11 protein-coding genes and 1 pseudogene are annotated in these 11,427 nt (G+C 60.0%); 1 reads left to right on the top strand and 11 read right to left on the bottom strand.

Going from position 1 to position 11,427, the window contains the following annotated elements:
- Position 1: 1 nt before the first annotated feature.
- The 9 genes and pseudogenes from FV223_RS00990 to FV223_RS01025 all read right to left on the bottom strand — a co-directional run bounded on the left by FV223_RS00990 (position 2) and on the right by FV223_RS01025 (position 7,687).
- A complete protein-coding gene (locus tag FV223_RS00990; protein WP_147724851.1) occupies positions 2-790 on the bottom strand; it encodes an alpha/beta fold hydrolase in 789 nt (262 codons plus the stop codon).
- 526 nt (positions 791-1,316) lie between these two features.
- Positions 1,317-2,399 carry a catalase family protein gene (locus FV223_RS00995; RefSeq protein ID WP_210247487.1) on the bottom strand — a complete coding sequence of 361 codons (1,083 nt, stop codon included), beginning with the start codon at positions 2,397-2,399 and terminating at the stop codon, positions 1,317-1,319.
- A 24-nt stretch (positions 2,400-2,423) separates the two neighbouring features.
- Positions 2,424-2,654: pseudogene (locus FV223_RS31200) on the bottom strand (cytochrome b/b6 domain-containing protein); the annotation flags it as partial.
- A gap of 140 nt (positions 2,655-2,794) precedes the next feature.
- The gene (locus FV223_RS01000) at positions 2,795-3,073 is read right to left on the bottom strand and encodes a hypothetical protein (RefSeq protein ID WP_246686628.1); all 279 of its coding nucleotides are present in this window, start codon (positions 3,071-3,073) and stop codon (positions 2,795-2,797) included.
- Positions 3,074-3,540: 467 nt separating this feature from the next.
- Complete coding sequence (locus FV223_RS01005; protein ID WP_147724855.1) at positions 3,541-3,969, bottom strand: hypothetical protein; 429 nt, start codon at positions 3,967-3,969, stop codon at positions 3,541-3,543.
- Between the two features lie 211 nt (positions 3,970-4,180).
- Positions 4,181-4,447 carry a hypothetical protein gene (locus FV223_RS01010; RefSeq protein ID WP_147724857.1) on the bottom strand — a complete coding sequence of 89 codons (267 nt, stop codon included), beginning with the start codon at positions 4,445-4,447 and terminating at the stop codon, positions 4,181-4,183.
- Positions 4,448-4,524: 77 nt separating this feature from the next.
- The gene (locus tag FV223_RS01015) at positions 4,525-5,529 is read right to left on the bottom strand and encodes an ADP-ribosylglycohydrolase family protein (RefSeq protein WP_246689559.1); all 1,005 of its coding nucleotides are present in this window, start codon (positions 5,527-5,529) and stop codon (positions 4,525-4,527) included.
- Between the two features lie 457 nt (positions 5,530-5,986).
- A complete protein-coding gene (locus tag FV223_RS01020; protein ID WP_147724861.1) occupies positions 5,987-7,186 on the bottom strand; it encodes a hypothetical protein in 1,200 nt (399 codons plus the stop codon).
- 33 nt (positions 7,187-7,219) lie between these two features.
- Entirely contained in the window at positions 7,220-7,687 is a 468-nt protein-coding gene (locus FV223_RS01025; RefSeq protein ID WP_147724863.1) for a hypothetical protein, read from the bottom strand.
- Positions 7,688-7,835: 148 nt separating this feature from the next.
- Between FV223_RS01025 and FV223_RS01030 the strand changes: the two genes are divergently transcribed.
- Complete coding sequence (locus FV223_RS01030) at positions 7,836-8,072, top strand: helix-turn-helix domain-containing protein (protein ID WP_246689560.1); 237 nt, start codon at positions 7,836-7,838, stop codon at positions 8,070-8,072.
- A 1,084-nt stretch (positions 8,073-9,156) separates the two neighbouring features.
- Here FV223_RS01030 and FV223_RS01040 read toward each other — a convergent pair.
- Together FV223_RS01040 and FV223_RS01045 are read right to left on the bottom strand one after the other, a co-directional pair.
- Complete coding sequence (locus tag FV223_RS01040; protein ID WP_147724867.1) at positions 9,157-10,092, bottom strand: patatin-like phospholipase family protein; 936 nt, start codon at positions 10,090-10,092, stop codon at positions 9,157-9,159.
- A gap of 827 nt (positions 10,093-10,919) precedes the next feature.
- Positions 10,920-11,288: a mCpol domain-containing protein gene (locus FV223_RS01045; RefSeq protein WP_147724869.1), complete on the bottom strand. Its 369-nt coding sequence runs from the start codon at positions 11,286-11,288 to the stop codon at positions 10,920-10,922.
- Between the last annotated feature and the right edge of the window lie 139 nt (positions 11,289-11,427).

Here is an 11,427-nt window from a genome sequence, read left to right on the forward strand (position 1 = left end):
TTCAAGGCGCATCCTCCCCGACCGTTTCAAGGATCACGCGCGCCGTCTCGGCAGGCTGATCCCAATGCGGGAAGTGGCTGCAGCGTTCGAACCAGTGCAGCCGGGCCGACGGGAAGGCTACCTGGGCGCGTGCAGCCTGGCGTGGCAGCAGCAGGTGGTCCTGGCGGCCCCAGCCGATGGTGACCCCGCCAGGCGTCTTTGCCGAGCCCTGCTGCAACGGTCCGCGTGCCAGCTCGCGCAGCATCGCATCGAACACCGGTGTGGCCGCCAGGCTCCGCAGCTCCTCTTCGACAAGCTGCGGTGGTAGCACCCACGGACGGGCCGACAGTTGGGCCAGCAACACCGTACGGGTGACGGCATGGCGCGACAGGCCGGGATGGAAGGGCCGCAGCAGCCGCACCAGGCGTATCGATGCCGCGAGCGTCCAGTGTAACCAGCGCGTTTCCCACCCGCGCCAGAAACCGCCGGGATCGAGCGCCACGCAGTGCCGACCGATGCCCCGCCGCGCCAGCTCCAACACCAGCCGGCCCCCCACCGAACTGCCGACAAGGTCCGCCGTCGTCAGGCCATGGGACTGCACGAAGCCGGCTAAGGCGTCTGCATAAGCCTCCACCGTCTGCCGGCCCGCGAACGGGGCCGATTTGCCATGTCCCGGCAGGTCGACCAAGATCAGTTCGCGCGAGGCGCGCAATGCGCTCAAGAGCGGATCCCAGGTGCGGAGATTGGCCCCCAGCCCATGGACCATCAGTAGCGGCCGGCCCGTGCCGAGGCGTTCGAAATGTAGGGACATGACGGCATTGTCCTTCAATTTTCGCGCTGCAATACGAACACTGGTCCGTCGCAGATTTCGTCAGGCCGAGAGTGCCAGTCAGGTCCGCGGGCCGCTCATATCGGACGCATCGAGGTCGAGTGACCCGCCGCGGCATTCGGTGAACCTGCACAGGTGATCAGAACATGAACCCATGGCCGGGTTGGCGCTTGCCGAGCCAGCATCGTCGTGCGCGGTCCGTGCGATCACGCCGGCTCCAAACGGTCGACGGACGGAAACTTGACGGCACGGAGCCATCCAGCCCCCGGGAACTTCTCACCATCGTCTTCAGTTCTTTGCGGTCGGCTCCCTGATCTGGAACCTGAGGGCTTCGATCACGACCGTCTACGTCAGGATGGCGCCGCCGCGGTCGATGTGCGTGTTGCACACCACCGCATCGTCGGTTCAATCGGAGACGGAGGGGCCCTCGAACTCACAGGCGTGCGACCGGGCGACATCAATCAGCATGTCGCCCCCCCCTGGCTGTCCGATGTCGGTCATGTCGCGCCTAGGCCGGAACGTGATCAATGCTCGCGGTATCCTCGGACGCCACGCCATTCTTGCTGTGGCGGAAATCGCTCAGCGCCTGGTAGACCCGAAGCCGTGCGCGCATCACGGAACCAAGCGGCCGGTGAGCCGTGAGACTATGGGCAGGACGGAAGGTCATCACCTCGTCGAAGTAGCGCACGCGGTCCGCGCCGTAGGCATCCTGGCGGGGCAGGCGCAGCGTCGCGACCGTACGGTAGGGGCTGATGGAGACCGGCCAGTCGACCGAGGCATCCTCGATGGGTTGGCTCTCGACGTCGGCCCAAAGCTGGGCTTTCAACTCGAACACCACCTCGTGGTCGCGGAAGAAGGCAACCGTGGCATGGCGAAAGCCGTCCTCGTCCTGATGCGGATCGAGCCGCCACTCGGATAGGGCACGCTGGCTGTCCGTCGCCGGAACGACCCCGAGCTTGGCCACGTAATCGCCGTAGCGGACCGGCGCCTGGCTGAAGTAGCTGTCGGCGAGGGGGTGGCTGTAGGGATGGCCGAAGAAGTCGGCCAGCGCGCTCTCCGTCCCGAAGGCGTGCAGCGCGCGATTGAGGTTGCGCATCGTCGACGAGACCGCGCTCTTCACCCCTTCCGGCAACCCCGTGGACTTCCCGATGACGGTGCCGTCCCGCAGGAAGCCGGCCGCTGTGCCCGAGGGAAACGTGGTGCCCGTCGCGAGTACGAAGTCCTGGGTGTTGACGGCGTGGCCGGGCAGCTTCTCGCCGGGCACGTCGAACACCTTGATGGACATGCCGCGGTGGGTCGAGACCCGGTCGCCCAGGGTCTCGCCCGGCCCCTGAGCGAAGCGAACCGCCACGGGGTGGGTGCCGGGCGTGGCGAACAGCCCTTGGGCCAGTTCGGGCGGCAGGCCGGCGGCAATCGTCAACTCGCCGGTGACGCACGCAGAGCTCTTCGCGTGGCTGGCACGCACGGCATGGTGCTCGCGTGCCTCGACGGTCTCCGATTGCTGCGTCATGCCGTTGATGATGCCGTCAATCGTCTTCTGCTCGTCCGGATCGGGCTTCTCGACGTCGGGTGCGTATCGAAGGTAGGTCATGTTCTTCCTCACGGGGATCGGGGAGCCGAGCCAGCCCGTCGTGTCGAAGCCGTGACCGAATACCGTCGTCACGCCCTTGGGCGGGTCGGCCTCGGTCGAGGACATCGCCATCAGCGGCGTGTCGAAGGTCGAGACGCTGCCCCAGTAAAGGGCCGGGTGGGCGTTGAAGATTTGCAGGCCACTCATCACCAGGACCAGGAGGCAGACCGCGTTCACCCAGTGCGTGATGCGGATGACGACGGGATGCCGGAACATCCATTGGCGACGCTCGACCTAATCAGTCTCTGGCGCTGATCGGGTGAGATAGGTTCGGGCCAAGCGGTCTTCCTTGAAATCGTGGCCTGCAGGGCGGAGATCCCTTCATCGGGACCTCCGGGACTGTCAGGCGCTTGAAATCACATACCGCGGTTCATCATCCGCTTCTTCATCATGCGGCGCTTCATCATTTGCTTCCGCATCATGCGCTTCTTCATCATCATCCGGTCGCTCTGCATCATGCGGACCTGGGTGACGCCGCTCTCGGACTGGAGGCCGTTGACGGACATCGGGGCGGCGCTGGCCGAACCGGTCACGAATGCGATGCCGCCAAGGGCGGTCAATGCGGTGAGGGCGAGTGTGAACTTCTTCATGCAAGATCTCCTGTAGTGCTGAATGCCATATTCAACCTTCGTCACAACAGAAATTTTCCGGCATTGTTCCGATATATAAAATCTCGTCAATTGATGGTTATTTGCCTTTCGGCCAAGCGGTAGCGTGTACCTAAGCAGAGCCTTCGGCACGAACGTTCTTGGGTCGTCTGTAAGCGGTACGACATCCGCTGATTTTAAGTTTCAGATTTTCACACCGGCGGTCAGGATGCCGCGCATTCTCACCCGCCCCGGCCATCGGGGAATGCCATACCAAGTAGCTGCAAGCGGACCTTCCGCATTGGGTCGGGAGCACGCGGCGCGAGGACTTCCGCTTCTTACGACCGCCGTCCAGAAGCGGACCGGCGGGAAACCACCCAACCCGGTCGTAGGACATCGTTTATCAAACTGCTGGGACTGGACATTCCGGAATGCTGAAAAGGGTCGTGAGCCGAAATCAGACGGGTCCGTGAAACGAGACCGGCCAAGTCGGCGACCGTCGGGAATGACCAGGTTTAGCTCCGGTAGTGGCTGTCGCCGCGCACGACGAATTGCGCTTCGGTTAGGCCGAAGGCGGAGACGATGCGCTGGATGAAGTCAGGGACTTGGATGCGACGGTCGGCGTAGATCGTGAAGACGCAGGTGGCGGTGTCGTAGACGATGCGCCCACGTGGATGAGTTTCGTACTCGCTCCAGGCGATCGCGGCGGGCAATCCGCGCCGTTTAAGCCCGGCGGGACCTAACGCTTGCCAAGCTTCCCAAACGTCGTAGTGCCCACGCGCATGGGTCAGGGCGGCGCCGTAGGGCTCGGCGTGATTTAGCGGGGTCGCGTCAATGACCAGCACGCGGTTCGAGGGGGCGCCGTCGGGTACACCCCAGAAGATGCCGACGCTCGGCAGCGACGGGTCGTTGTCGGGGATCAAGGTGGTGGGCATCGCGGCCATGGCTGTTTTAGCTTCCGCCGGAGGACGGAGGATTGAGGGTGACGAGCTGATCCGCCTGCACGGAGTTGGCGTTGCGCCAGGCGAGGGGATGAAGCCAGCGTTCGGGGATGGCGGAGGCGCCGTAGAGGGCGCCGGCGAATCGGCCGATGGCGGCATCGTTTCTCAGATGAATTGCATTCAAGGCTGAGAGCGGTCCAGCGTGAACGTAAATTTAGCCGAGCGGTCGCCGGCCCTTGTCATAGAGGTAAACGGTCACGGCGAAAGTCCATTCCCGTTCCGCGCGCAACACCGCCACACGGATTGTGGTGTTATAAAGTTCGGTGACGTGGAACCCGTTAGATGCCGTTTCGACATCGGCCATTTCGAAATAAAACGTGCCGTCCGGCCATTGAGCGTTGTCGTGCCCGGACGGCTCGAACACCGCGTCGATTTCTGGGCAGGTGCGGTCGTTGCGGTGATCGATGACGTTGCCAAGCATGAAGGCGTCCTCCAGCGGGAGAAATGTGGTTCGGCGGAGCCTTTGCGCAGCTGGCAGTGGCGTGGCGGCTGGCGGGGTTAGGAAGGCGCCGAGGCCTTTGCCGTGAGGAGCGCGTCGGCGAGTTGGGAGATGCGCTCACGCCAGGCGAGGGGATGAAGCCAGCGTTCGGGGATGGCGGACGCGCCGTAGAGGGCGCCGGCGAGCTGGCCCGTGACGGCGCCGACCGTGTCGGCGTCATCACCGAGGTTGACGGCGAGAGTTACGGCTTCCTCGAAGGTAGTGGTAGTACCGACAGCCCAAAGGGCCGCTTCGAGCGTGTGGATGACGTAGCCGGAGGAGCGGATCTGAGCGCGTGACTTGCCGCGCCAAGAGCCCTGAGCGATTTTATGGATGGCTGCCTCGCCGGTGCGAGATAGCGGGGTGAGATCGTCATCCACGCCGCTGATGAAGTGCCGGGGACGTAGGCCGTCGGTGTCGATGCCGACCCAGGGGCGCGGACGGAGCACGTCGGGTTGGCCGAGGACCGCTTCGCGGAGGAGCTGGACGAAGTAGGCACAGGCCTCGACCGCCTGAGGAGCGCCGTGGGTCGTTCGGCTTTGTGCCTCAGCGATCCGTTCAGCTTCGCCCGGGTCATGAAGTGTGACCAAGGCGACGGGCGCGAGCCGCATCAGGGAGCCATTGCCGGCGGTGTCGGGATCGGTGGAGCCGACGTAGGGGTCGGCCGTCCGGAGGAACTTAGCCAGCGACTCCCGAGTGGTGATTCCGATGTCGAAGCAGGCGCCGGTGCAGGAGTAGGCGCCCTCGCGGTACCAGGCGACGAAGCGGGCCATGAGATCGGCTGGATCAAAGCCGGGGGCCTGAAGGAGGCTATCAGCGAGCGCCAGGCTCATCGAGGTGTCGTCGGTCCATTGACCGGGCGAGAGCTGGAAGGGGCCGCCGCCGGTCACCTCGGTTTGGTGGGGGAGGGTATCCCGGCGGCTGAACTCGAGGGTGGTGCCGAGCGCGTCACCGACCGCGAGACCGAGTAGGGCGCCACGGGCGCGGTCGAGTACGGCCGGGTCCGCATGAAGGGTCTGGGTCACGATGAAGCTCCACGTATCACCGGCTGGATGAGGCCGGATAGGGAACTTTTGGTTCATGAAGACGCCGAGTTTCTTGATAGGTGGTTTGGCCTCATAAACGGAATGGAGTGTAGAGGTAACGGAATTACCTTTTACTAAGGCCCTGACATAAAAAGCGAAATTAGGTATGCCGGGGACTGCCGGCTAGAAACGAACTATGCGGCGGACACCGGCTACTGCCCAGCGGTAGTGCCTGGGAGCAACCGGCTTGGGTGGGGCGGCCGAAGCTACGGCTGGGAGACCAGGTGTAGGGGTACATACGTACGCAGGGAGGTAGGGGGCGGTCGGGCGGTACGTTGGATGGTTCTCATGGCCTGCCATCCAAGGTGATAACTGGATGTAGGCGCTAGATAGCTGATCCAACAGTGCGACGCGCACGAAGAGGATGGTGAAGGGACGTCCTGCCGGATAGCCAAAGTCAGCGAGTGAAATCTGCTACCCCGGTTGAGAGATTGAGCGCCTGCGCACACGCCCGACGCATGAGAATGATGTTGGCGCGCAAACTGTCGGCGGCACCACTGGTCGCCCAGGCCTGCCGTCGCTCTTTGGCACCCGCGGCGAGATCAGCAGCCGTGACGCCGTGGTAGCTGAGCAGGACTTGCTGCACGAGCCCGTAGCGGCGTTGCGATTCTGTCCAGTCGGACTGGTACCCTTCGAGCGACCCACGACAAGTATCGAGATCGTAGCCGACGGCGTCCAGCACGGTGAGAAGCTGGAGAAGATCCTCGCGGGCAGTCACGAGCTTGAACTGCGGGTTCTTTTCGAGAAATGACCGGACCGGTGCCGGTAGGCTGGATGCCTTCTGCGCGTAGGCCTGATCGGCCTTGACCCGTTCGGCTTCCTCTCGGGCTTCGATTTCGGCCTGTTGGCGTTGCGCGGCCGCTTCTTGGCGTTGAGCATCGGCTTGGCGTTGGGCGGCCTGCTGCAGAGCGAGCTTGCGCTGTTCCTCCGCACGGCTGGCCGCTTCAGTACGTTGCTGAGCGAGAGCTGCCGCACTGGCCGCGGCGTTCTTTGCGTCCTGCTCAGCGATGGCCGAACGGATTGGATCGAGACGGGCGCGCAGATCGAGTTCGAGGGCGGAAGGGATGCCACCGCGAGCAAGACGTCGATCGATGTCGGCGACACGGTTTCGGCGGCTCAAAAGGTCGGGGTCGGATTCAGCGACCCGCACGGCTTCACGAAGCTCGACCTCGCGATCGACGGCAACGGTCTGTTTCGCTCGCAACGTCTCGACCTGTCCGGTGACCTGCGCCTGCCGACCATAGGGCTGATCGTCGATGTATCGGAGCATCATGACAGTGCGGCGCCGATTGGCATCGGTGGCACAGGCCGTCATGCGCCGCTTCAGTGCCTCGAAGGTTGTCCGGTCCCATTCGATGAACGGGATACCGTAGGGTGCGTCACGCTCCGACCAGGCCTGACGGGTGAACAGCTCGGGATCGACCTGAGCACAGGCGTAGCCCTCGAGCGCCGCCACCCCCTGTGGCGTCGCCAGAGCGGTGGTCGTCACCCCATTACCGATACCGAGAAGGGCGATACCGGTTAGCATGAAACGGCGGATGGAGAAGGCAGGATCGGACCTGAGCATCGCGTCACCGGAAAGAGGCGGGAGAATCATCGAAGCGGATCGAGGCGGTGTGTGAGGCATGGCTCAGAACGGCGGTTCGGCCTCGATCCACAGCTCGTCCTTGGCCGACGATGTCCATTCGAGCGTGAATGGTACGTCGTGGCGTCCGACGTTGAGGAACGCGTCCGCCTGACACAGACGAATTTCTAGACCCTTGGCCCCGACGGGGACGTAGCCGGTCTCCTGGATCACTCCGAGCCGCTGCACCGTGGCGCCGGCCTGCTTGGCGGTCGATGCTCGGTCGAGAACCTGCCGAAGGAGCCGACGTGCAGGGATGCTGTCACAGACTGGCATCACGCCGACCGTGAAGGAGATCGCGTTCGGGTCGTGACGGTTCAGGAGGCGGTACCCTCCGACCAAGCAGAGCGCGAGCGCACCACCGATCAGGCCCATCCGGCGAGCGTTCGGCATGTCCTGGTTCGAGACGTTCCTGGCGTAGCGGGCTTTCAACCGGGCGACCAGGCCGGGTTGGGCGTCCTTGGCGTCGGGCATGAAACTCCTCCTGTGTGGCAGGGGAGGTTCACCGAAGCCTACCCGAAGTTGCGGCCGGCATAGCGATACCCGGTGGCTATTGCGAGTGGTTTCCTGGCCCCCACCGAGGCTCGTTATGCCTCGTGATGACGGGACGAGCCTTATTGGCGTGAACCTGAGCCGGGTTCGTGTTGCTGCCGGTGTCAGCCAAGAACGGCTGGCTCACGATGCCGGCGTGGACCGCGCGTATCCCGGTGGTCTGGAACTGCAGACCGAGAATCCGACGGTGGACCTACTCGACCGAGTGGCGGTCACGTTGCAGGTGCCACTATCAGAGCTGTTCCGCCAGCCGGCGGAATGGGACACGCCGCCAAAACCCAGGCGCGGCGGGCGGCGTCACAGCTGATCGACAAACTGCAACCAACGAGGTGAAACCGAAGGCTAGCCTACTCACCATAAGGTGACACTGGGTGGTCTCTGGGAAGCAAAATCCGGGCGTGCTGCCACTACAACAACAGCAAGCAACACGGTTCCGGGAGACAACGAGCGAACGAGCGCCGCGATGGTGGTTGCCAGTTAGCCGCCCCCGGGAAATTTTTGCCAGTATAAAGGTAATGCTGCCATAAAGGTATTAAAGTTGTTAAGAGACCAGCACACTTCTTGGCTATCCCGCACGAGCCAGTGAATACCGTTGGCGCACATCATCTTATCTCGGTCCGCGTGAGACAAGTAGTGGATGCACTGCAGGAATGTACGCTCGAAGCTGTGGCCAAAACAACTGTCGGCCGCATTTGAGAGTAGGCCTTCGATGTAGTAAGAGGGGGCGACGCCCTTAGATAGAATATTGTCTTGTATCATCCTGTTCCGCATATTCTTGAAAACTCGCACGGTGGGCTTAAACCAGGAGGCCGTTCTCTGATGCTTCGCCGTGCAATTATCAGAATGTTGTTTTGGAAAATTTACTATTTTAGCGCCACTTGAATTCCAAAAAACAATTCCCTTTGCATAACGCTCATCGGAAGTGCCCTCAAAAGACCAGTAATGCCTAAATTCCGCCGCGGGCAACACATCGCTATCCCTTCGGCTGCCGTTCCCCGCAACATAAATTGCTTTGCTACCTGGCCTTACGGCATCGCCATACCTGCGGCGAAGCCAATCTGCAACTTCCCGTTTAAATTCGCCGTAAGTATAATTCGCAGTCCCAGGGTGCCTCTCCTCGAAGCGACTCTTACCTACTGTATCTAAGTTACTCACGTCATAGTAAAACATTGAACTTGTACAGATGACAATATCTACGTCACTGTCGGACCGAATGTTAGTATCGTTTCCATAGGATCCCTGTAGAAACGTCGAAAATGAGCGCTTGCGGTAGGGTGCGTTTCCGTCTTCCAAGAGATCTTTTATAGATTGGTATGTTGCTGCAGACTGCTGCACTGAACCGAGGTGGGACCAGTTGACCAAGGTTGCTTCAGGTATAGGCATGGTCACTCCTACCGGAGAAGTTCGCTGATCTCGTGTTCAAAGCTCGCAAAGGACTCTCGCCCGCGTTGGCGAAGCTTGTTGAGTTTAACCAAGTCATGCTCTAAAAGATCGGTCGCCATTTCAGGCTGCGAGAACGTTTGATTGATTCTGATCGACGAGATTTTCCCAAATAGCACTGCGTGCAACTGAGCCATTGACTGTGTGTTTATTTCGAGGGTCTTTTGTAAAAGCTTTACGGACGGCAGCTTCCCTAGCCACCAGCCAAAATTCCAGAAGTGGCTTTTGGGCGTCGGGTAGACGCCGACACCGATGCTAAGGAGCGCAATGTTGGTCTCGGAAATTTTGAATGCCCGTGTCGCATCAGCGACGGCGTAAAGGGCGGGGTTGTTAGCGCAGAATCCGCCATCCCCAAGTTCTATCAGGTCTCCGGAAGACGTCGTGACCATCTTTCGTTTGAAGAATGGATAGGCTGAGCAGGATGCTTGCACGGCGTCGGCAATGGTGCAGCCAAACCCTGGAACGAATGTTGCAACACGTCCGTGCGCCTGACCAGCATCGGACTTAAAGATCATAGGTTTCTCATTAAGCCAATTCGTGGCCACCACACCGACGCCCGTTTTTACCGCCTCGAACTTGGTATCTTCAAATATCGTGTTCGCAAGCGCAGCCAGCTTGGCGGTTTTTGTGCCAGGCAGCCACGGTTTCATCACTTTCGGAACGTGTTCTTCATACAGCCTGTGGATTTCCTCGACCGACATGCCAAGCGCCAGCATTGCACCAATGATGGAACCTGTGCTGGTTCCGTAAATCAAGTCAAAAACTTCATATAACCGCCGGCCAGCCTGTGCCTCGACTTCATGAAGCACCCCCAGTGTGTAGAATCCTTTTGCTCCGCCGCCATCTAAGCTCAATATTCGAAACTTACCGCAACTCACGTCCGCCATGCCGTCCTCACAAAGGAGATCGATAACTAAAACACGGCGCTTGAACGGCTAAAGCCAGCTAATCTAACACCTATCTCGTGGGCCTGTACGGTGAGTGCGCCGTAGCCTGAAATCAGCTAACGCAGATTCCGATATGATAAGTTCGTCTATGTGGCGTTAGAGTCTTCGAATTATATTCACTCCAATTTTAAGGCTAAGCAAACAGCGGCTAATAGAAAGATACATCAACGTTACTGTCGCTGCTGATGTGCCTAAGCCATGTTCGGCCACGTGTAGCCCGGTCCGTGTAGTAATATCCAGATAACTCGAAGTGTTTTTTATCGCCGTTGCCTATTAGGCGAATGTCAAAGATAGTCGAGCCAGTGTATGCTCCGAACCCTGGCTCTTTAGGCTTGGCGCTATAGGTATAGTAAAGCTTGAACTGCCCGCTATTTATAATCGGCGTCGCCTCAAGAGTCCAAGACCGAGCTGTTTTTGTATGCATATCAATTTCTGTGTTCAGCAAAAATTGCCTAATTACAGCACGCGCCGGAAGCTTCCCCTTCCCATCTTCAAATTCGATCTCACCCTCCCACACCCCGTTCAGGTCTGGGTAAAGCGATCCGTTAAAGAGTCTTGCAATCTTCCAGATCCGCCGGGAAATCCATGTGGACGTTAGCAAAAACGTTAGGACGAGCGCGATGGTAGACGCGAGCGTAGATGGCCGCGCCATGGTTAGAACCTGTGGAAAGTAGCGCTCAATTACTGCGTAGATTACCAGAGTCAAGCTTGTGGTTCCGACAGCCACGAGGCGAATTAAAACGACAAAGTTAATAACTCGGAACATGTTATAGCATCTCCGAGAAGATGCAAATGCGGTCCTTGCCATTGCTCTTCGCGGCGAGCAGGGCAATATAAGCTTCTCTCAACGACCAGCCGACGCCCGCGGAGAAGGTCAAATCTCTCCCGCCAATAGCTTGGATCGAAACGTAAAGTTCGGCTAAGCTCGCTGTATCGGTCTCAGCAATTTGGGCCACGACCCCATCTGCAGCACAAAAAATAATTCTGTACCCAGACTCTATTAAAAGCCGCTCGATTAATATTACCTTTTCCTGAACTTGCTTCACGAAGGAGCTTAGCCCGTCGGAATCGTTGGCAAGGTGCTTTGCAGCTACTCGCTGGCCGATATCGTCGCCGTCGATGGAGACGTAAGTCACGTACGCAACAACCCCCGGCACGCCATTATATGCATCCTCAGATGTTGTAGATGAAATTCCGCACCATTGGCAACTCGCCTTCTTAGGCGCCTGACGCTCATTTATGCCTAGCACGGGTCGTTTTAGCTAGGGTAACTAG

The sequence above is a fragment of the Methylobacterium sp. WL116 genome (assembly GCF_008039455.1).
GTDB lineage: Bacteria > Pseudomonadota > Alphaproteobacteria > Rhizobiales > Beijerinckiaceae > Methylobacterium.

Excerpts from the sequence above, each read along its gene's own strand:
- FV223_RS01005 (WP_147724855.1), bottom strand. The coding sequence starts at position 3,969 with ATGGCCGCGATGCCCACCACCTTGATCCCCGACAACGACCCGTCGCTG.
- FV223_RS01010 (WP_147724857.1), bottom strand. The coding sequence starts at position 4,447 with ATGCTTGGCAACGTCATCGATCACCGCAACGACCGCACCTGCCCAGAA.
- FV223_RS01020 (WP_147724861.1), bottom strand. The coding sequence starts at position 7,186 with ATGATTCTCCCGCCTCTTTCCGGTGACGCGATGCTCAGGTCCGATCCT.
- FV223_RS00995 (WP_210247487.1), bottom strand. The coding sequence starts at position 2,399 with ATGACCTACCTTCGATACGCACCCGACGTCGAGAAGCCCGATCCGGAC.
- FV223_RS01025 (WP_147724863.1), bottom strand. The coding sequence starts at position 7,687 with ATGCCCGACGCCAAGGACGCCCAACCCGGCCTGGTCGCCCGGTTGAAA.
- FV223_RS01040 (WP_147724867.1), bottom strand. The coding sequence starts at position 10,092 with ATGGCGGACGTGAGTTGCGGTAAGTTTCGAATATTGAGCTTAGATGGC.
- FV223_RS00990 (WP_147724851.1), bottom strand. The coding sequence starts at position 790 with ATGTCCCTACATTTCGAACGCCTCGGCACGGGCCGGCCGCTACTGATG.